Source organism: Flavobacterium granuli (genome assembly GCF_031456055.1).
Classification (GTDB): domain Bacteria; phylum Bacteroidota; class Bacteroidia; order Flavobacteriales; family Flavobacteriaceae; genus Flavobacterium; species Flavobacterium granuli_A.
The window spans coordinates 418850-440157 of the sequence record NZ_JAVDTX010000001.1; the positions used below are offsets into that span (position 1 = coordinate 418850).

Here is a 21308-nt window from a genome sequence, read left to right on the forward strand (position 1 = left end):
TTATTTGACTGCTTTTTTACCAAATCGTTGTGGTATATAATAACTCACCCCCAGTCCAAAACAATAAAAATAATCGTCTCTTTTTCCAGCAGCTATATAATCGAGTCTATCTGAGAAACTCATATTAAACTCACTGTAAACTTTTATTCCAAAATTATTTGACACTAAATACTCTAAACCTACACCACCTTGAATTTTGTTTTGTATGTTATCGTAAGCTTTATTAAAATAAGTACCAGTCCCTATGTAAACAAAAGGGCTAAAATAGTCATACGGGAGAATCGTAAAATCTAGATTCACGTCAATAGAGCCATAACCGACATCTAACATATCTTTATTCCCGACTCGAAAAACACTAAATGAACCACTTATATCAAAATAGGGTGTAAAAAAATACCTCATTCCAGCTTTAAACATTGGTTTAGGAGTTGGGTTTATATAATCGCCATCAATATAAGCTGCACCTCCAGCTAAGTCAAATCCTGCTTTACCTCTTTTTTCATTTCTATCTCTACCGTAAAGCAATGCTAAATCAGCTTCTTCTTTTTCTTTAGCATAATTATCCAAAAATGCTTTAACTTCGTCATTTGTTGCCTTTACCTCCCAAATTTTATCCTTAATCCCATCAACAACCAAACCTTCAACCGCTTTTTCTATAGCTTCGGTAACGGCAAGCTGAATTGGTTCATTTCGAGTATAACCAGTTTCTACTTCTAAAAGTCTATTTATGTTAACATATCGAAACAAACTAGCATCGATACTTTGTGAAAGTATCGTTTTGGATACATAAACTGTATTTAGAATTTTACCGTTTGAAGTAGAGACTAACCTCAGATATATAGAAATTCGATCTTGTCGGTATTGAGTTGAAGCACCCGCACCAAAATATCGAGCTCCATACCCACCCGTAATAATATTGGAATCATAGGATATAATACCTCCTTCTAATAAAACCCCGGCAAATAATAATGGGGTCAAAGGAGTATCCTTGGTATTGGAATCAGTAGCATACTCTTGTCTTGTAGAACGAATTATATTTCTTTCGTTCAAAAGATTACTAAGATTTTCTCGCTCAATAGGCACAAACCATTTAGAGTCTTGAAGAGCTTTTATTAATATAGAAGTGGCACCTTGTGTGACTGCGGTACTAAAGGTGCTTCCTATTTCAGTAGGTTTATATTGACCAGTTTGATCTTTAAATTTATAAACACCTACTACTACTTGCTCTTTAGGTAGAGGTAAACTTCTTAAAGTTATAGTTGCAGGTGTATTCTCACCAAAAACAGCCTTTTGAACTCCAACTGGCTGATTAAAGTACGCACCACAACTCGTCAAAAGAAGCGCAAGTAAAAACGCAATGATTAATTTTCGATTCATGAATAAGGTTATTTAACAAAAAATGAGGCAAAATATAGTCTATTACTCTAAATTAACTTCCAGGAACTATTACTTGTGTTTGTTCACCAGTTTCTATATCTAATATATCCACCGTTAAACCAAGATTTGAAGGGTAAACATCAACCGATAATGTTCCAAAATTATAGGTTCCTTCTGATATACCATTACTTCCAAACTGATCTTCGAATAATGAATTAGAAATTTTATTCAACAATTGATTATTTAAATTTTCTTTAAAACGTTCCAATTGTGAGGGTTGTTTAAAAGCATTTGACTGATCTTCCTTAAAATCATTTTGTGCATCAGCAGAACTAAGCAACATCTGATAACCAAAAGTATCACCACCAAAATTTGGATTCATGGGTTTATATATTAATGCCTGAGCATTAGTATTCAAAAAAAGACCAAGCATACAAATTAAAATTAGATATGATTTCATTTCTTTTTTTATTTAATTATTAAAACAATTAATTATTATATGTTTAATATCTCAGTATAGACTTATTTTGCTTTTCAATATTTTTAAAATATTTAAAAACATTATCAGAGACTGTCTCTGCCATATATTTCATAAAATCCTCATCGGGTCTTGAAATAAATTCATTAATCAACTCTCCATCAACCGACACCATTATTTTTGTCGTTCTACCAAAAGTCATTTCTTCTTGAACCGAAACAATTTTATTAGATTTAATTTTTAATTTGGAATATTCCTTATAAAACAGTTCGTAGAAATCATTTCCTAATTTTGTCTTGGTATCATTCGACACTATATTCATCATTTCCAAACCATCATTGGGTTTTGATTCATCAACTTTTGACTCGTCATCAACTCCCATTTCTATTCTATCTTTACCAATTATCACATTATTCTCATCAGAGATAATCAACAATAGAATAATTTGATCGTCCTTACCCTCATTTATTTGAGTTTTGGACAAGGTGACTTTTTGCTGAGGATCTAAAATAACTCTTCCATCTTGAGCATTCTTAGAGCTATTAGAATTGCTTTTATTCTTTTTGAAAACTGTCAGTTTATAAGAGATGCTTTTATACTCTGCTTTTAAATTTTCAACTGTACCTCTTACGGATAGCATATTTTCAACTTTTTCAACTTCAATTTTTGCTTTTACCTCTTTATAAATAGCTTGAGAATTCATTTTTTGAAAACTAAAAAACAAACACAAACAAAGCCATTTTAGCACAAAGCCTTTCATGATCTAACGATTATAGATATAAACAGTACCTGAATTTCCAGTTTGGTTGATTTGCAAATTTTTGGAAATGGAATTCGAACCATTACTAATTATTGTCAAATTATTTCCATATTGATTGAAAGAGGTATTTACAGGTTCATCCGAATACACAGAAAAATCACTAATAAAATTGTTATTTCCTGTTTGGTTGATATTTTCGTTCAGTGTATAAGCGTTTCTATAGACATTTGCATAATTGTTATCTCCATTCTGATTCACCTGAACATCTGCTTGATAACTCCTCACATAAACACTAGAATAATTATAATTCCCTATTTGCTTAATTTGAATCAAATTATTGTTCTGAAGATATTGATTGGTACTTTGTGAATTTTCAACATTTACTTTATCATTCCTAATCAACAATTCTTTTGTAATTAACTTAGACGCATCAAGCGAATTATTATCAACCTCTTCTTGCCCAATAACTACTAACGGAGAAGCGAGTAGCATAACGAATAAAAATATTTTATCTTTTATAATCATGGCTTTTGGATTTAAAAAAAAGAACTTCTAAAACAAACTTTAAAAATGCTTATCCCAATAATTTCAGCTAACAGCTTTCAATTTTAATTGTTTATAAAAAAAGAAAACATCAGAAACCAAAATTTTACAAATTCAGTAAAAAAGTAATACTTTAAAACTTTAAATTCAATTATACTATCAAATTTATAAAATGTTTTCAAAAGATAACTAACTGAAATAAGCTATTTTAAGTCTTCATGTCACTTATTCGATAAAAAGCGAAACTAAGTCGTTGAAGGGTAAATCATGAAAAAAATAAAAATAGGAAATATCTCTCATTATTTAAATAACAGTAAAACCATATCCATATAAAAAAAGGTAAGACACTCAAAAAATAAAATAAAACATTAAAAAAGGGGAACTGAATTTTTAATTCAGTTCCCCTTTTATTTTTAGGATGCTTTTTTTAAAACCTAATTAGTTAGATTGAAAAACAATAGCTCCGTTTGCATAACCGTTTTGGCTTATTACACTAGAATGAGAATCACCCAATTGAATAGTCAAAGCAGCATTAGATTCTCCAGTTTGCCAAGTTTGAGCTTCATTTAAGAACCCTAATTGTATAGTACCACTAATATTGCCAGTACCATTTTGAACAGTTAAAGCATCATTTGCAAATCCTAATTGGAACACTGCTGCGCCGTTAAATTCTCCTTCTTGAGAAATTTCAGAATTGTTTCCAGCCAAAACTTGTACTGTAAGTGCATTGTTATCATTTCCTTCTTGAATAGTAGACGCAGTATTTAAAGCTCCTAATTGTATAGTTGCAGCATTATTACTTTCACCTATTTGAGAAGTGCTTGCAAAGTTAAATGCTCCAAGCTGTCCTACATAAGCTTGATTACCATTACCTTCTTGACTAACAGTCGAAATATTCAAAAGACCTATTTGATCAGTGTCTGCTTCATTGAAACCCCCATCTTGAGCTACAACAGAAATATTCAAAACTCCAAGTTGAAAAACATCGGAATCATTTTCATTTCCTACTTGAACAACTAATGCTCCATTTAAAGCACCCCACTGATCCACATTACTTACGTTTGCTTGTGCAAAACCTACTACTGACAATAGCATCGCTGAGATGCTCAAAATAACTTTTTTCATAATAAATATATTTAATTGGTTGTTAATACAAATTATTATGTAGGCTAAAATAACATAACAGGGTAATTATATTATCATAATCGTAGGTTTAATAAAAGTACAAACGAGGGGTAAGTTGTACTATTTTGCAGGTTTTTAAAAATTGAAATTTGGGAATTTCTTATTTAAAATTTCATCTAAATAATATGCTTAATGAAATATTATGTGTCAAATTTATAAATTAATTTTTATAAAAAAAACTTATAACAACCTAATTTATAGACATTTCAATGTTTTTCGATGAAGTGTAAAAGTAAATCGACAAAGAACAAAAAAGCGAATAAAAATACCATCTACAATCTCAACACTATATAAAGACTATTATAATTTTAATACTTTAAACCAATTTTTATAAATCAAAATTTTTGAAAACACCTCCAAATAATCATTTCATCATATTTTTATACAAAAGAGAATCTTATTAGAATTAACTTTTATACTTAATCACGTTTCCAATTAAATAAAAAAAGCAGAACCGACTAATCAGCTCTGCTTCTTGAACATTAATTTTTAATAAATTAATTGGATTGGAATACCAAGGCAACATTACCTAAACCTCCCTGAGTTATATTACTTACATGATCATAACCAATCTGAAGCGTTCCAGCTATATTACCTAGACCATATTGAGTAATGTTAGAGGTATTGTCCCAACCAAGTTGAATCGATTCCGCAAAATTTCCAATTCCAATTTGAGTTAACCCTACAGCATTTCCCCAAAATCCTTGTACAACAACACCTGCGTTATCATCCCCGTCTTGAGCAATAGCAGAAGTATTTCCAACTCCTAATTGTATATTTCCTGCACTATTGTTATCTCCCTCTTGATTAATTGAAGAAAAATTGAATGCACCAATTTGAATAATCCCCGCATTGTTTGAAGAACCATTTTGAGTTATTAACGCTCCATTTGCAATTCCCAACTGCCCAATAAAAGCTTCATTTGAATCTCCCAATTGACCTACTACAGCTAAGTTAGCTAATCCTCCTTGAATAACATCAGATTCATTGGATTCCCCCACTTGAACAACTAATGCTCCATTTAGCCATCCATACTGGCCTACATCACTTACGTTTGCCTGCGCAAATCCTACCATTGTCAATAACGTTGTCGAGACGCTCAAAAAAATTTTTTTCATAATACATATATTTAATTGGTTGTTAATACAAACATATATGTAGGTTTTAATAATATAATGGGGAAATTTATATTATAATTTTGTAGGTTTTACTTTTAATGAAAATGGGGTATCTTTCATTATTGTGACATCGTAAAAAAGCTTTATTTCGTTACTTCTCATTTTTTCACCGAACAAATTTAAAATAATGTTTTGAACATTCAAAAAAAGACAATTATCTATTTATTAACTAATTAGGTATTTCCGACAAACTGTAAAACTAAACCGATAAAGTGTCAAATCGATAAAATATAAATCTATATTTATCCTACTAATTTTACAATTTAATTCATAAAAAAAAGAGACTTTCTTACGAATAGTCTCTTTTCAATAACTTTAATAATTTATTTTGTCAAAAGTAATTCTCTGTATTTAGTTAAAGTCCAAAGTTCATTATCGACCAATAATTCTAATTTGTCGCAATGATTTCTAATGATTTCAAAATATGGTTTTACATGATTACAATACGCTTCAGCCATTGCATGAGCATCAGTTAAATTATTGGCTTTCTTTCTTTCTTCAGTCATCTCTTCTACTTTAGAATTGATACCTTCAATATGTCCAGAAATCTCTTTTATCAATATGATTTGTTCTTTGGCAATAGATTCAAACTCAGATCCAAAAATATCTTTCAATCCTTTAACATTCTCAATCAAAGTATTTTGATATTTAATAGCTGTAGGAATTACATGATTCTTTGAAATATCACCAAGAACTCTACCTTCAATCTGTATTTTTTTGGTGTATTCCTCTAATTCTATTTCATAACGAGCTTCCACCTCAATTTGATTCATAATTCCCATCTCTGAAAACAAATCTATCGCTTGTTTTGAGGCTCTTGCTTTCAAAGCTTCTGGAGTAGTTTTAAAATTACTTAATCCTCTTTTTGCTGCCTCTTTTTGCCAAGCCTCACTATAACCATCTCCTTCAAAAAGTATTTTTTTTGATTGTTTGATGTACTCTCTTAAGACGTTGAAAATAGCATCATCTTTCTTCATGTCTTTTGATTCAATTAAATCATCAACAGCTGTTTTAAAATCTCTAAGCTGTTTAGCCACAATGGTATTCAAAGTAGTCATCGCATTTGAGCAATTTGCAGAAGAACCAACTGCTCTAAATTCAAATTTATTTCCAGTAAAAGCAAATGGTGAAGTTCTATTTCTATCAGTGTTATCCAAAAGGACATCTGGAATTTTACCTACAACATTTAGTTTCAAATCGGTTTTTTCTTCCGGAGACAATTTCCCAGTAGAAACTCCTTCCAATTCAGCTAAAACTTTGGTTAGTTGCTCCCCAATAAACACCGAAATAATTGCCGGAGGTGCTTCATTGGCTCCTAATCTATGATCGTTGCTAGCAGTGGCAATAGAACCCCTCAATAAAGCCTCATAATCATTCACCGCTTTTATAGTATTGATAAAGAAAGTCAAAAACTGCAAATTTGTCATTGGTGTTTTACTTGGACTCAACAAGTTCACACCTGTATCAGTTGCCAACGACCAGTTGTTATGCTTACCAGAACCATTTACTCCTTTAAAAGGTTTTTCATGAAGCAATACTTTCAAATCATGACGCTCAGCCACTTTCTGCATAACATCCATCAATAAACAGTTATGATCAACTGCTAAATTTGTTTCTTCAAAAATAGGAGCGAATTCAAATTGATTCGGAGCAACTTCATTATGACGTGTTTTAACCGGTATTCCCAACAACATACATTCTTGTTCCAAATCTCTCATATATGTTAAAGCACGAGTTGGAATTGAACCAAAATAATGATCGTCCAACTGTTGTCCCTTAGCAGAAGTATGTCCCAACAAGGTCCTTCCTGTCATAATAAGATCTGGGCGAGAATTGGCCAATGATCTGTCAATCAAGAAATACTCTTGTTCCCAGCCTAAAGTAGCTGTTACCTTCTTAACATTCTTATCAAAATATTTACAAACTTCTGTAGCTGCTTCATCCATAGCCGACAATGCTCTCAATAATGGAATCTTATTATCCAATGCTTCTCCGGTGTAAGAAATAAAAATCGTTGGAATACACAAAGTTGTTCCAAATATAAAAGCTGGAGAAGTTGGATCCCAAGCGGTATAACCACGAGCTTCAAATGTATTCCTTATTCCGCCATTAGGGAAACTAGATGCATCTGGTTCTTGTTGAACCAATTGAGCACCGCCAAACTTTTCCAGTGGATCACTTCCGTCATAAGAAGTTTCAAAAAAAGCGTCATGCTTCTCTGCGGTTGTTCCTGTAAGAGGCTGAAACCAATGCGTATAGTGAGTTACACCCTTGGACAAAGCCCATTCTTTCATTCCCATGGCAATATAGTCTGCCAATTTTCTGTCGATTTTAGTTCCGTGTTGAACCGCACCCTGTACACCTTTAAAAGCATCTGAAGTCAAATATTGCTTCATGGCCTTATCGTTGAAAACATTAGCTCCAAAGAGAACCGATTTTCTTCCTGACTCTTGAAACTCTACTAACTTTCTATTTGAAGCTTCTTTTAAAGCTTGAAAACGAATTGATGACATATGATAAATCTTAAATTAATAATCACTAATAAACATATACAAATATAAATTATTCTGTTAAACAAATAATTAAAGCATTCATTTATAAATTGTATTCTAATGGGTTAGATGTAATATCAAAAAAAATGTATTAACAACTTAATTTTCAAATTATAGTACTAAAAATCTTAATTTAAATTTACCTTTTAAAATCAGTAAATTACGAATTCAATCATTTTACAGCTTAAAAATCATAATTTTTCAATTACACCCCTCTAAAATTGCAGTAATATTAAAAATTAAAAGCACTCAAATAAAAAATACCCCCCAATTTTACGACATAAACAAATTATTTTATATTTGCATCAGAAAAAAAATCAAAAAACAAATTATTATATTATGGCTAAAATTAAATTAGAGTATATCTGGTTAGACGGATACGAACCAACACAAAATTTAAGAAGCAAAACTAAAGTTGAAGAACATGAAAACTTCAAAGGTACATTAGAAGAAATAGGTAACTGGTCATTTGACGGTTCATCTACAAAACAAGCTGAAGGTGGTTCATCTGATTGCTTACTAGTACCAGTTGCTATTTATCCAGATCCAACTCGTATCAACGGATATTTGGTAATGTCTGAAGTTATGTATGCTGATGGAAGACCACACCCTTCAAATGGTAGAGCTACAATTGATGACGATAACGATGATTTTTGGTTTGGATTCGAGCAAGAATACTTTATCATGGATACAAAAACATTACTACCACTAGGATTCCCTGTAGGTGGTTACCCTGCTCCACAAGGAATGTACTACTGTTCAGTAGGTGGAAAAAATACACACGGAAGAAAACTAGTTGAAGAGCATGCAGATTTATGTATTGCTGCCGGACTTAACTTTGAAGGAATCAATCAAGAAGTTGCTTGTGGACAATGGGAATTCCAATTGTTTGCAAAAGGAGCTAAAAAAGCAGGTGATGAAATCTGGGTTGCCCGTTACTTACTAGATCGTTTGACTGAAAAATACGGTTACTATATCGAATACCACCCAAAACCACTAGGGGATACAGACTGGAATGGTTCTGGTATGCACGCTAACTTCTCAAACGAAGTTCTAAGAACATGTGGTTCTAAAGAAACTTACGAAAAAATATGTGAAGCTTTCCGTCCAGTTGTTGAAGAACACATCGCGGTATACGGAGCTTACAATGAACAACGTTTGACAGGTAAACACGAAACTGCTTCTATCCACGACTTCTCTTATGGAGTATCTGATAGAGGAGCTTCAATTAGAATTCCTTTATACACTGTACAAAAAGGATGGAAAGGATACCTTGAAGACAGAAGACCAGCATCTAACGGTGATCCATACAAAATTGCTGCAAGAATTATCAAAACTGTTAAATCAGCATTGTAATCATAAGCATATAAAAACTAGAAAGTGCCTTCGCAATGAAGGCACTTTTTTTATTTAAACAAATTACAGTATCTTTAGTTATTAATAACCATAGATTAAAAAATCAAATTTTATATTTGCAAAACATTTAAAACAGATAGCATTATGATCGTTTGGATATTATTTCTTACACTAATATTTATATTTCTTGCCCTAGATTTGGGCGTATTCAACAAAAACCCTCATGTAATCACCACCAAAGAAGCAAGTAAATGGACAGCCATCTGGTTTACTTTATCCATGCTATTCTCTGGAGTTGTTTATTGGTTATATTCTACCGATTATGTTTTAAATCCAGATCACCTAAAACCTTCAGTTGCTTCAATGAAATTCATTACAGGTTACCTGATTGAATTATCATTAAGCATTGACAATATATTTGTAATTGCCTTGATTTTCGCTTCTTTCAAAATACCTAAAAAACACCAACACCGAGTTTTATTTTGGGGCATACTTGGAGCAATTGTTTTCAGAGGGGTAATGATTTACTTTGGTGTATTATTGATCCAAAAATTTAGCTGGACGTCTTATGTTTTTGGCGCATTCCTATTATTTACAGCTATAAAAATGCTATTCAAATCGGAAGATGAAGAAGAATTTAATCCAAAAAAATCTTTAATCTATAAAATTTTAGGCAAAATAATTCCAATCTCTACTCTTACCGACAAAGAACATTTTTTCATCAAAACCGAAAAAGGTAATGCTGCCACTCCATTATTTGTGGCATTAATCATTATTGAAGTAATGGATGTCGTTTTTGCGGTTGATAGTGTTCCAGCCATATTAGCCATTACTGCTGATCCTTTTTTAGTATTTAGTTCCAATATTTTTGCCATATTAGGATTGCGTTCCCTTTACTTTTTCCTAGCCAATATGCTAGAGAAATTCAGCCATTTAGAATATAGCCTAATTGCTATTCTGAGTTTTGTAGGACTAAAAATGTTATTACATGATTACATAGAAATTCCCGAATGGGCTTCATTGGGATTTATTGCTTTATCTCTTATTATTGGCGTTATTGTCTCTTTGCAAATAAGCAAAAAAGATGAAGCTAAAAAGCATAAAAACAAACATTGATATACTTTCATGGATTACATATACACTAACCATACTTTATCAACATTAAGCATAAAAAAAAGGAAATCTCACGATTTCCTTTTTTTTATATACTCTCAAAAGTTATATTTATTACTGTACTTCAATTTTCTGAATTTGACTTTCATTAATATTTAGTTCACGTACCACGGCATTATAATTACTTTTATCAACTGTTGTTGAAAAATAACCCGGTATGATAACAATTCTAAACGTTTGATTATTTAAAAACTCTGGAGTCAACGATAAATTATAAGTCCCTCCAGCATATATGGTAAAATCCTCTTTGCTAAAATCAAAATCATAATCCAATTCTCCTTGTTGCAAAAATAACGTTCTAGGAATCGATTGCCATATTGGAGTAGCAGCATCAATTGTACCCGCCAATCTATAAATTAAAATTTGATCTGAATCTAATATTTTTGGCTCCAATTTTCGATAAATAAAATAACCCATATCAGGACTATCTAACGGATCATTAACAAAGCTAACATCATTAAGCTCAAAAACTTCTGCAATCAAACCATCTTGTCCATCTTGTCCGGGATTACCCGGGATACCTGGAGGTCCTTCTGGCCCTTCACAACTCTGAAAACCAAACATCCCTATAACAGCCAAAAGTGTAATTATTTTTTTCATCTTATTTGTATTTTAAAGTTCTACAAAGGTATCTCAAAAATTAAGCCAAAAAAATTATCAAATGCAATTTTATTCAATATTCTTTAAATATTTTTTATTTATAAAATCAATAATGATACAAAATCAAGAATTCGTTATTAAAAATTCATTTCCACTCAAAGCCAATTTCTTTATATAAAATTAAAAATCAATACTTTAAAACAAAAAAAATTTTCAACCAAAAGCTCTTTTTCAATTTTAGACACAACCTAATTGATTAAAACCCCATTGCTTTTTAATATTTTACTAAAAAACAACACCTGATAAGGCAATGCATTCTCCCAATATTCCCATGTATGTGCCCCTGGACGTTCTGTATATTCATGAGAAACTTTAGCATATACTAATCTTCTGTGTAATTCTCTATTCGGTTCAATAAGAAAATCATCAACACCACAATCTATAATTAATGCTAGTTTATTGGTTTTTATTTTATCAACCATTCCAATTACTGCATTTTGTGTATACAAATCAGGATTAGTACTTTGATCGCCAAAAACAGGCTGCATTAATTTTAAAACTTGGTCATTTGGTTCTCGGCCTAACATTATTCCCATATCCACAGCACCACTCATACTACCAGCGGCACAGAACAATTCGGGATGTTTTGTTGAAAGATATAAAGCACCATGACCTCCCATAGAAAGTCCAGCTATGACGCGCCCTTTTTTGTCATTTATCGTTCGATAGGTTTTATCAATCTTCTGGATTACTTCTTCAGTTATATAAGTTTCAAACTGACTGCCTTTATTTACAGGACTATTGAGATAAAAACTAAACGTTTCACCTTCTGGCATTACAATTATAATATTATATTGATCTGCTAAATTCTTAACCGTATTTTTATTGGGAGTACTTGACAACCAATCCGAAAAATGCCCATAAGCACCATGCAAAAGATAAAGCACAGGATAAACAGCTTTTCCTTTTGCGTACGAATTAGGCAAAACTACAGCTGCTTTGTAGGTTTTATTCATAGCTACACTGGGAACTTGCAATGTATCAACAGTTGAAGCGAAAGACAAAATCGTATTACCGAATAAAAATGCAATACATAGTATTAGTAATTTTTTCATATTATTCTTTTTTTGATGAAATGTAAATATACAATTTCCAAAAACAAAAACAGAAAACTCTTTATTTGGTTAAATAACAAAAAAAACAACACATTCATATAGACCAAATTACATTTAAATTGATTTGTTTTTGTAGTATAAAAACGAATAAAGAATCAAAATCAAGCATTCATTATCAAAAAATCATTCTTACACAATCTTAATATTTCTTTGTGTCAAATTAAAAATAAATACTTTAAAAATATAAAGCATAAAAAAAGAGCTTCTCTTACCGAAAAGCTCTTTCTTCATTTTTAACCAATGTTTAATTGATTAGAACTCCATTATTTTTTAATATTTTACTAAAAAATAAAACCTGATAAGGCAATGCATTTTCCCAATATTCCCAAGTATGTGCTCCTGGACGTTCGGTATAGTCATGAGGAACCTTAGCATACACTAATCTCCTATGCAATTCTCTATTGGCTTCAGTAAGAAAATCATCAACCCCACAATCCATAATCAAAGCCAGTTTATTGTTTTTCATTTTTTCTACCATATTCAATACAGCATAAGACGCATACACTTCCTGCGGAGCACCCCCAGCCCCAAAAACGGGCTCCATCATTTTGTTAATATTATTTTTCCATTCCAGAGTCGGTAAACTACCCATATCAACCGCTCCACTCATACTACCAGCTGCACAAAACAATTCCGGATGTTTGGCAGAAAGATACAAAGCTCCATGTCCTCCCATAGAAAGCCCAGCGATGACACGCCCTTTTTTATCATTTACCGTTCGATACGTTTTATCAACCTTTTGGATTACTTCTTCTGTTATATAAGTTTCAAACTGACTGCCTTTATTTACAGGACTATTGAGATAAAAACTAAACGTCTCTCCTTCTGGCATCACTATTATAATATTATATTGATCTGCTAAATTCTTAACTGTATTTTTATTGGGTGTACTTGACAACCAATCCGAAAAATGACCATAAGCACCATGTAAAAGATAAAGCACTGGATAAACAGCTTTCCCTTTGGCGTACGAATTAGGCAACACTACAGCTGCTTTATAGGTCTTACTCATGGCAACACTGGGAACTTGCAAAGTATCAACAGTTGAAGCGAAAGAAAAAATGGTATTACCTAATAAAAATGCAATACATAGTATTTGTATTTTTTTCATATTATTCTTTTTTTATGAAATGTAAATATACAATTTCCAAAAACAAAAACAGGAGACTCTTTATTTGATTAATGAACACAAACGACAAGACACTCATATCCTGTTACTTAAAATAATCTATTTTAATAGCAGTAATGAGTTAAAAACTACTCCATAAAAGACTTTAATTCATGTCTGTATTGCGAAGCGCTTTTTCCGGTAAAAGCTTTAAAGGACTTATTAAAATGGCTAAAATTATTAAATCCACTTTCATAACAAATTTCGGTAATGCTTTTGGTATTCTCCGACAAGAGTTTTGAAGCGTGAACCAAACGATAATCATTTACGAAAGTGGTGAAGGTTTTGTTGGTGATTTTTTTAAAATACCTACAAAATGAAGGAGTTGTCATACTTACCATGTTCGAAACAGTATCAAGTTGAATAGGTTCCTGAAAATGATCTTTTACATGATTGAAAACTACATTGATTCTGTCATTATCCTGAACATGCAATTCTAACGAAAAACCATCTGCATTCAAAATAGTATATTCATTATTGGTTTCCAAAGTATTTAAAATACGGATTATTCTTAACAACCGATCAAAACTCGATTGATTTTCCATATCTTCAATCATGCACGCAATTAACTTCTTGGTTTCAGAGCCGAAAGCTAAGCCTCCTTTTGCTTTATGTAAAAGATGTTGAATATTTTTCAACTCAGGAATTTCCAAAAAATCATTTCCCAAAAAATCTGGACGCATCTGGATTACTGTTTCATTCTTATTCCCAGTTTGTTCATTTGTAAATCCACAATGAGGCAAATTGCTACCTATAAGAACTAAATCACCATCTGAATAATATGATATATGGCTCCCAATCTGTCTTTTCCCAGAACCTCCATTAACAAAGACCAATTCAATTTCGGGATGGTAATGCCAGAGATCTGATTTACAATTTGCATTCTCAACAAATCTGGTAAAAGTAAAAGAACTCCCAAAAGAAGGAGTAATAATTTCAAGTGTTGGACTCATTTTTTTCATTAGACCCAATTTTAAAGCTATTCAAATTTAACACAAAAGAATCCTATATTATCAAAAATTAACATACATCGTTTTCGTGAAGTTAAAATAGCATACAAATAAGAGAATACTGTTGTACAATAAAATTGAATATCGTTCTAAATTAGCTATAGAAATTTAATTACTAATTTAAAACAACAGTATTATGAAAACGATTTTAAAATTTAGTCTGGTAGTTTTAGTAGCAATGACTACAATGAGTAGTTATGCAATCGATGGTGATTTTTTACTAAATGTAAAAAAAGGAACTGGTAAAAAAATTAGTTTTTCTGTAAATGAAATTCCAAAAGCTAGTGTAACAATTTATGATAAAGACCATACCGCAATCTATTCTGAGGTTGCGACTGGAAAAGGGGGTATTTTAAGAACTTACAGCCTTGAAGACTTTCCTGACGGTGTTTATTTTTTGGAAGTGGAAACCAATTTGAAAAAAGTAACACATGAAATTGTTATTTCAAAAGAAATTTCAAGTTTATCCAGAAGATCAATTGCTGAAGTTTATAAAGGAGAATTGAAAATGAAAAACCAAAATGTAGCCTCAACTAACTAATTGGGCTAGTTCGTTTAACAACAAATACTTCGAAATTTTCTAAAAGCAGCTCTTCATTGGGCTGTTTTTTTATATAATAATCAATCAATCCTCAAAACAATTATTTCTCATCATACAATTGTATCACTTTTTCCAGTTCCGTACAATAAAGTAATTTATCATTTTGAAAGTTTCTTTTACTTTCATGGGCAGATTCATAAACCAATCCTTTGATCATAAATTGAATCCTGTCGACCATATTTTTAATAGCAACATCATTGCTTTTTGCCTTTCTGTTTTCAAGTTTTTTCAATTCTGTCCTCCAAAATTTAAAATCATCTTCACTTTTGGCAACTTTCAATTCTTTATCAAATTGATCCAAAATTAAACTGGTAATTTCATTTTCTAAAACCGCTATTTGATCTCTTTTCGTAATTTGAGACTTATATTCTTTGGATTTTTTTATTGACTCAATAGTTGTTTTTATTTTCTCACCCTCCCTATTATCATTAATCACATTACATCTCTCATACTCGGTAACAGCAGAAATCATTTCATTATTTGCTTTTAAACTATCAGCTATTTTTAAATTCTCATCATAGATTCTTTTGATGGTGGTTTCATTGGATTTTCTAATACTATTTTTATAAGCTTGTATTTCTAACCAATCAAAAGCACGAAGCATTTCTTTTTGTGATGGCCAAGTATGAACTTGATGACTAATAAACAAAGTGTTTTTTACCTCCATTTTATTTAACCATTCTTCATTTTGAATCATTTCATGATAATTCATATCCTTGTCTCCTACCATGCCCACATATGAAAAACTAGCTTCTTGCAAATTAAACTTATCCATTTCATTAAAAGAAGCCCCACAAGCAATTACACCTTGAAAAGCAACTGAATTAACCGCTATATTACTCGCCAATCTTGCTCCTCCTGAAAAACCTGAAATATAAAGTTCTGAAGGATTTAAATTAAATTCTGTTGATACACTTTCAAACAGACGGTTTGCAATTTCTAAATTCACATCAATTGGCCCGTTTTTCGAATTATTAGAACATACCAAAATATATTTATAAGTTTCTGCAGCCAAAATAAAAGGCTCAACACCAGCTTTCCCTCTCCCTCCTGGATCAAAAATAAAAACAATCGCAGAAGGCACTTCTCTTCTATATAGACTTGGCAAATAAACCGCATAAGATTCATTATCAGTATTTGCTATTTTAACCGAATCAACAATTACTCCTTTTGGCAATAATTGCTTTTCTTGTGAATAACTACAAATGCTAATGAGAAGTATAAAAAGATTTAAAAAAGTTTTTTTCATAATACTAATTTATAAAAATAAAATCAAAAAAGACCCTTTAATGCTAAAGGGTCTTTTTGACTTGCTATTAAAATATATCACATTCTCTAAAAATAGAAACAAATGTTTTTTTACATATTTCTTCTATACTGACCGCCAACTTCAAACAAAGCTTCTGTGATTTGTCCCAAAGAACAAACTTTTGTTGCTTCCATCAAATGACCAAATAGATTTTCACCTTTGATAGCAGCTTCTTGAAGTGTATTCAAATGCTCTTTTACCAAAACAGCATGACACTGATGTAAATTATCCAACATGGTAATTTGATACTGTTTTTCTTCTTCGGTGGCGCGAATAACTTCGGCTGGAATTACCGTTGGAGAACCTTTAGAACTTAAGAATGTATTTACCCCTACAATTGGGAATTCACCAGTGTGTTTCAATGTTTCATAATACAAACTTTCTTCTTGAATTTTAGAACGTTGGTACATAGTTTCCATCGCTCCAAGAACACCACCACGTTCTGTAATTCTGTCAAATTCTTGCAAAACAGCAGCTTCAACTAAATCTGTTAATTCTTCAATGATGAAAGAACCTTGGATAGGGTTTTCATTTTTAGCAAGACCTAATTCTTTATTTATAATCAACTGAATTGCCATTGCTCTACGAACCGATTCTTCAGTTGGTGTTGTAATTGCTTCGTCATACGCATTGGTATGTAATGAATTACAATTATCATAAATCGCATATAAAGCCTGCAAAGTTGTACGAATATCATTAAAATCAATTTCCTGTGCGTGTAATGAACGTCCAGAAGTTTGAATATGGTATTTCAACATTTGGGCTCTTTCATTCGCTCCATATTTATTTTTCATGGCTTTCGCCCAAATTTTACGAGCAACACGACCAATTACTGCATATTCTGGATCGACACCATTCGAGAAAAAGAACGATAAATTTGGTCCAAAATCATTGATATCCATTCCACGGCTCAAATAATATTCCACATAAGTGAAACCGTTTGAAAGCGTAAAAGCCAATTGGGTAATTGGATTAGCACCAGCCTCAGCAATATGGTATCCTGATATAGAAACCGAATAAAAGTTCCTTACATTTTTAGCAATAAAATATTCCTGAACATCCCCCATCAATCGCAAAGCGAATTCAGTCGAGAAAATACAGGTGTTTTGTGCTTGATCTTCTTTTAAAATATCTGCTTGAACTGTCCCACGAACTTGCGAAAGTGTTTTTTCTTTAATTTCATTATACACCTCCAAAGGCAATACTTGATCTCCAGTTACTCCCAAAAGGAATAATCCCAAACCATTATTTCCTTCAGGCAAATCACCTTGATAATGTGGGCGCTCTACTCCTTTTTGCTTGTAGATTTTGTTGATTTTATCAGCAACCTCATCTTCAAGATTATTTTCTTTTATATAATATTCACATTGCTGATCTATAGCGGCATTCATAAAGAATCCAAGCAACATAGGAGCTGGTCCATTAATCGTCATACTTACCGAAGTCATAGCATGAACTAAATCGAAACCAGAGTATAATTTTTTGGCATCATCCAAACAGCAAATAGAAACTCCAGCATTTCCAATTTTTCCGTAAATATCAGGTCGAATGTGAGGATCATTTCCGTATAAAGTCACACTGTCAAAAGCAGTAGAAAGCCTTTTGGCAGGCAAACCTGCACTTACATAATGGAAACGCTTATTTGTTCTTTCCGGTCCACCTTCACCAGCAAACATTCTTGATGGATCTTCTCCTTCACGTTTAAACGGATACAAACCAGAGGTAAAAGGAAATTCTCCAGGAACATTCTCCTGCAAACACCAACGCAGAACATCACCCCAAGCTTGATACTTTGGCATCGCTACTTTAGGAATTTGAGTATGTGAAAGTGACTCCGTATGCGTAGCCATTTTTATTTCTTTATGACGTACTTTAAACGTGTAAACTGGATCTTTATACTTATTTACTTTTTCATCCCAATGCAAAATCATTTTCCAATTGTGAGGATCCAAATCCATTTTTACTTTATCAAATTGATTCAGCAAAAGATTCAAAAAGATTTTATTATCTGCACCACCTGGTTTTTCTAACTCTAAAGCACTTGGCAATACCGAATCTTCATCAATTCCTGCTTTATTTATTACCGGAATTTTTCCAGAAACACTTTCTATAGTTTTGAATACTCCGTATAACTTTTGAGCCACTTGTTCTTGACTCAAAGCCGTAGCATCGTATTTTCTGTTGTTCTCCGCGATTTCAGACAAATAACGTGTTCTATGAGGTGGAATCACAAAAATCTTCTCGCTCATTTCACGAGTGATTTGGAAAGTCGATTTCAAATCAGAATCCGTTTTCTCCACAATTTTATCCATAATGGATTTATACAACGTATTCATCCCTGGGTCATTGAACTGAGATGCAATAGTTCCATAAACCGGCATTTCATCAGGATTAACATCCCACAGATTATGGTTACGTTGGTATTGTTTTTTTACATCGCGAATTGCATCCAAAGCACCGCGTTTGTCGAATTTATTTAAGGCTACCAAATCGGCAAAATCAAGCATGTCGATTTTTTCCAATTGGGTTGCTGCACCAAATTCTGGTGTCATTACATATAATGAAACATCCGAATGATCCATAATCTCCGTATCGGACTGACCAATTCCAGAAGTTTCAAGGATTATAATATCATATTTTGCAGCTTTTAAAACCTCAATGGCTTCGGCTACATATTTTGATAATGCTAAATTGGATTGACGAGTTGCCAATGAACGCATATAAACTCTAGAGTTATTAATGGCATTCATACGAATTCTATCTCCCAATAACGCTCCACCCGTTTTACGTTTGGATGGATCAACAGAAATCAATCCGATGGTTTTTTCTGGAAAATCGATTAAGAATCGGCGCACTAATTCATCTACCAATGATGATTTTCCTGCTCCACCCGTTCCTGTAATTCCAAGAACAGGAATCTTTGAAGATTCATTCTTAGTATGGATTTTATCAAAAAATGGTTTGGCTATTTCTGGAAAATTCTCTGCTGCAGAAATTAAACGGGCAATAGCCGTTGGCGTTTTATTTTCTATTAAATCCAGTTCATTCGTCAATTTATCTCCGATAGGAAAATCCGAACGTTGAACCAAATCATTAATCATCCCTTGCAATCCCATCGCACGTCCATCATCTGGAGCATAAATTCGGGTAATGCCGTAGGCTTGTAATTCGGCTATTTCCGAAGGTAGGATTACACCTCCACCTCCACCGAAAATCTTGATATGACCCGCTCCTTTTTCTTGAAGCAAATCATACATATACTTAAAGTATTCGTTGTGCCCACCTTGATAGGAAGTCATTGCAATAGCATTGGCATCTTCTTGGATGGCGGTATTCACCACTTCCTCTACACTTCTATCATGTCCTAAATGAATTACCTCAACTCCTGTGGACTGAATAATCCTTCTCATTATATTAATTGCTGCATCATGACCATCAAAAAGTGATGCTGCAGTTACAATTCGAACTTTATTTACTGGTACGTACGGTTTAACTAATTCCATTTTGTGAATATGATAATTTAAGGGTGCAATTTACATAAATTTTAAAATAAAAATCATTAAAAATAACACAAAACACAAAATATGATAACATTATTTTTTTATTAAGAAAAACGAACTTAGTTTTCGTGAAAAATTGGTATTTTCGATGTCTAGCCCCGATGGAAACGAAAAGCCCGGAATGAATGAAACTAGTTTTTCTTGCTCCAAAAAAGCGACTGAAAGAAGCTCTTTTTTGAGCTTAGAAAAACAGTTTTATCAATGAGGACTTGCAGTGTACAGTGGAACACGAGCGATAGTGAACTGACGAAGTATTGGCTCCTAATTATTTTTAGAAAATTTTAAACAAATGCAAAAAATTACCATACTTATCCATTGCGAAGACAAAAAGGCGATTATTGCCTCGGTGACGAATTATATTGCTTCGATTGATGGAAATATTATTTACCTGGATCAGCATGTTGATGCCGATGAGAATGTGTTTTTCATGCGACTGGAATGTGAATTTAGCAGAGACATTTGGGATCTTGAAGCTATAAAAAATCATTTTCAGACGAATCTTGCCACGCCATTCAATATGACTTGGGCAATGTATCCACAGGATGAAAAACCAAAAATGGCATTGTTTATTTCAAAATACGATCATTGTTTGTATGATCTTTTGGGACGTTTTTCTGCTGGTGAATTACCCCTAGAAATTCCTTTAATAATCAGCAATCACGAAGATTTGAAACCGGTTGCCGAGCGATTCAACATTCCGTTTTTTCATGTTCCGTTTACCAAAGAAAATAAGGAAGAAGGCGAAAAAGCACAGATTGAATTATTGAAAAAGTTCGATATTGATTTTATTGTTTTGGCTCGCTATATGCAAATTATCACCCCGAATCTAATTGCGCTTTACAAAAACAAAATCATTAATATTCATCATTCCTTTTTACCAGCATTTCCGGGAGCCAAACCGTATCATTCAGCTTTCAAGCGCGGGGTAAAAATTATTGGTGCCACGAGTCATTACGTTACCGAGGAACTGGATGAAGGGCCAATTATTGAGCAGGATATTTCGAGAGTTTCCCACAGCCATTCGATTGAGGATTTCATTATGAAAGGGCGTGATCTGGAACGTATGGTGCTCGCCAGAGCCGTCACCCTGCATGCCCAACGAAAAACGATGGTCTATAACAACAAAACGGTTGTGTTTTCTTAGGAAATGCAATCATGTCTAGTCCTGAAAAAATGATACAGGGTTAATAAAAATAAAAGTACAATTTTTAGACAGTAGTAAGCTTAGGTTTACTACTGTTTTTTTTGTTTTATCAGTTCTGATTTTAATATTTTTTTTGCCT

The 21308-nt window shown here is 32.4% G+C and carries 17 protein-coding genes; 4 read left to right on the forward strand and 13 right to left on the reverse strand.

What is annotated here, in order from left to right; all coding sequences use genetic code 11:
* The 7 genes from J2W95_RS01840 to J2W95_RS01870 all read right to left on the reverse strand — a co-directional run bounded on the left by J2W95_RS01840 (position 1) and on the right by J2W95_RS01870 (position 8034).
* Entirely contained in the window at positions 1–1377 is a 1377-nt protein-coding gene (locus J2W95_RS01840; RefSeq protein WP_310003349.1) for a CsgG/HfaB family protein, read from the reverse strand.
* A 52-nt stretch (positions 1378–1429) separates the two neighbouring features.
* A complete protein-coding gene (locus tag J2W95_RS01845; RefSeq protein WP_310003352.1) occupies positions 1430–1837 on the reverse strand; it encodes a curli production assembly/transport component CsgF in 408 nt (135 codons plus the stop codon).
* A gap of 43 nt (positions 1838–1880) precedes the next feature.
* Positions 1881–2558 (reverse strand): CsgE family curli-type amyloid fiber assembly protein, encoded by a 678-nt coding sequence (locus J2W95_RS01850; protein WP_310003354.1) that lies wholly within the window; start codon positions 2556–2558, stop codon positions 1881–1883.
* 60 nt (positions 2559–2618) lie between these two features.
* Complete coding sequence (locus tag J2W95_RS01855) at positions 2619–3140, reverse strand: hypothetical protein (protein WP_310003356.1); 522 nt, start codon at positions 3138–3140, stop codon at positions 2619–2621.
* A 456-nt stretch (positions 3141–3596) separates the two neighbouring features.
* Positions 3597–4283 (reverse strand): hypothetical protein, encoded by a 687-nt coding sequence (locus J2W95_RS01860; RefSeq protein WP_310003358.1) that lies wholly within the window; start codon positions 4281–4283, stop codon positions 3597–3599.
* Between the two features lie 557 nt (positions 4284–4840).
* Complete coding sequence (locus J2W95_RS01865) at positions 4841–5461, reverse strand: hypothetical protein (RefSeq protein WP_310003360.1); 621 nt, start codon at positions 5459–5461, stop codon at positions 4841–4843.
* A gap of 383 nt (positions 5462–5844) precedes the next feature.
* Positions 5845–8034: a glutamine synthetase III family protein gene (locus J2W95_RS01870; RefSeq protein ID WP_310003362.1), complete on the reverse strand. Its 2190-nt coding sequence runs from the start codon at positions 8032–8034 to the stop codon at positions 5845–5847.
* A 378-nt stretch (positions 8035–8412) separates the two neighbouring features.
* On the opposite strand from J2W95_RS01870, the gene J2W95_RS01875 reads away from it, so the two are divergent.
* Together J2W95_RS01875 and J2W95_RS01880 are read left to right on the forward strand one after the other, a co-directional pair.
* Positions 8413–9429, forward strand: a complete 1017-nt coding sequence (locus tag J2W95_RS01875) for a glutamine synthetase beta-grasp domain-containing protein (RefSeq protein ID WP_310003365.1) — start codon at positions 8413–8415, stop codon at positions 9427–9429.
* Between the two features lie 144 nt (positions 9430–9573).
* Positions 9574–10545: a TerC family protein gene (locus J2W95_RS01880; protein ID WP_310003368.1), complete on the forward strand. Its 972-nt coding sequence runs from the start codon at positions 9574–9576 to the stop codon at positions 10543–10545.
* 111 nt (positions 10546–10656) lie between these two features.
* Here J2W95_RS01880 and J2W95_RS01885 read toward each other — a convergent pair whose 3' ends face one another.
* The 4 genes from J2W95_RS01885 to J2W95_RS01900 all read right to left on the reverse strand — a co-directional run bounded on the left by J2W95_RS01885 (position 10657) and on the right by J2W95_RS01900 (position 14507).
* Positions 10657–11202, reverse strand: coding sequence for a hypothetical protein (locus tag J2W95_RS01885; protein WP_310003370.1), 546 nt, complete (start codon positions 11200–11202; stop codon positions 10657–10659).
* 248 nt (positions 11203–11450) lie between these two features.
* On the reverse strand, positions 11451–12317 hold the full coding sequence (locus tag J2W95_RS01890; protein ID WP_310003372.1) for an alpha/beta hydrolase: 867 nt from the start codon (positions 12315–12317) through the stop codon (positions 11451–11453).
* 304 nt (positions 12318–12621) lie between these two features.
* Positions 12622–13488: an alpha/beta hydrolase gene (locus J2W95_RS01895; RefSeq protein WP_310003374.1), complete on the reverse strand. Its 867-nt coding sequence runs from the start codon at positions 13486–13488 to the stop codon at positions 12622–12624.
* 146 nt (positions 13489–13634) lie between these two features.
* Positions 13635–14507: an AraC family transcriptional regulator gene (locus J2W95_RS01900; RefSeq protein WP_310003376.1), complete on the reverse strand. Its 873-nt coding sequence runs from the start codon at positions 14505–14507 to the stop codon at positions 13635–13637.
* 184 nt (positions 14508–14691) lie between these two features.
* Here J2W95_RS01900 and J2W95_RS01905 point away from each other — a divergent pair, with 184 nt between their 5' ends.
* Positions 14692–15096: a secretion protein gene (locus tag J2W95_RS01905; protein WP_310003378.1), complete on the forward strand. Its 405-nt coding sequence runs from the start codon at positions 14692–14694 to the stop codon at positions 15094–15096.
* A 100-nt stretch (positions 15097–15196) separates the two neighbouring features.
* On the opposite strand, the gene J2W95_RS01910 is transcribed toward J2W95_RS01905, so the two are convergent.
* Positions 15197–16405: an alpha/beta hydrolase gene (locus J2W95_RS01910; RefSeq protein ID WP_310003381.1), complete on the reverse strand. Its 1209-nt coding sequence runs from the start codon at positions 16403–16405 to the stop codon at positions 15197–15199.
* Positions 16406–16515: 110 nt separating this feature from the next.
* Positions 16516–19968: a methylmalonyl-CoA mutase family protein gene (locus J2W95_RS01915; RefSeq protein ID WP_310003382.1), complete on the reverse strand. Its 3453-nt coding sequence runs from the start codon at positions 19966–19968 to the stop codon at positions 16516–16518.
* Between the two features lie 346 nt (positions 19969–20314).
* Between J2W95_RS01915 and purU the strand changes: the two genes are divergently transcribed.
* Positions 20315–21169 (forward strand): formyltetrahydrofolate deformylase, encoded by an 855-nt coding sequence (purU, locus tag J2W95_RS01920; protein WP_310003384.1) that lies wholly within the window; start codon positions 20315–20317, stop codon positions 21167–21169.
* The last annotated feature ends 139 nt before the right edge of the window (positions 21170–21308 follow it).

Excerpts from the sequence above, each read along its gene's own strand:
- J2W95_RS01890 (WP_310003372.1), bottom strand. The coding sequence starts at position 12,317 with ATGAAAAAATTACTAATACTATGTATTGCATTTTTATTCGGTAATACG.
- J2W95_RS01880 (WP_310003368.1), top strand. The coding sequence starts at position 9,574 with ATGATCGTTTGGATATTATTTCTTACACTAATATTTATATTTCTTGCC.
- J2W95_RS01910 (WP_310003381.1), bottom strand. The coding sequence starts at position 16,405 with ATGAAAAAAACTTTTTTAAATCTTTTTATACTTCTCATTAGCATTTGT.
- J2W95_RS01855 (WP_310003356.1), bottom strand. The coding sequence starts at position 3,140 with ATGATTATAAAAGATAAAATATTTTTATTCGTTATGCTACTCGCTTCT.
- J2W95_RS01875 (WP_310003365.1), top strand. The coding sequence starts at position 8,413 with ATGGCTAAAATTAAATTAGAGTATATCTGGTTAGACGGATACGAACCA.
- purU (WP_310003384.1), top strand. The coding sequence starts at position 20,315 with ATGCAAAAAATTACCATACTTATCCATTGCGAAGACAAAAAGGCGATT.
- J2W95_RS01840 (WP_310003349.1), bottom strand. The coding sequence starts at position 1,377 with ATGAATCGAAAATTAATCATTGCGTTTTTACTTGCGCTTCTTTTGACG.
- J2W95_RS01905 (WP_310003378.1), top strand. The coding sequence starts at position 14,692 with ATGAAAACGATTTTAAAATTTAGTCTGGTAGTTTTAGTAGCAATGACT.
- J2W95_RS01885 (WP_310003370.1), bottom strand. The coding sequence starts at position 11,202 with ATGAAAAAAATAATTACACTTTTGGCTGTTATAGGGATGTTTGGTTTT.
- J2W95_RS01870 (WP_310003362.1), bottom strand. The coding sequence starts at position 8,034 with ATGTCATCAATTCGTTTTCAAGCTTTAAAAGAAGCTTCAAATAGAAAG.
- J2W95_RS01865 (WP_310003360.1), bottom strand. The coding sequence starts at position 5,461 with ATGAAAAAAATTTTTTTGAGCGTCTCGACAACGTTATTGACAATGGTA.
- J2W95_RS01915 (WP_310003382.1), bottom strand. The coding sequence starts at position 19,968 with ATGGAATTAGTTAAACCGTACGTACCAGTAAATAAAGTTCGAATTGTA.
- J2W95_RS01845 (WP_310003352.1), bottom strand. The coding sequence starts at position 1,837 with ATGAAATCATATCTAATTTTAATTTGTATGCTTGGTCTTTTTTTGAAT.
- J2W95_RS01895 (WP_310003374.1), bottom strand. The coding sequence starts at position 13,488 with ATGAAAAAAATACAAATACTATGTATTGCATTTTTATTAGGTAATACC.
- J2W95_RS01860 (WP_310003358.1), bottom strand. The coding sequence starts at position 4,283 with ATGAAAAAAGTTATTTTGAGCATCTCAGCGATGCTATTGTCAGTAGTA.
- J2W95_RS01900 (WP_310003376.1), bottom strand. The coding sequence starts at position 14,507 with ATGAAAAAAATGAGTCCAACACTTGAAATTATTACTCCTTCTTTTGGG.
- J2W95_RS01850 (WP_310003354.1), bottom strand. The coding sequence starts at position 2,558 with ATGAATTCTCAAGCTATTTATAAAGAGGTAAAAGCAAAAATTGAAGTT.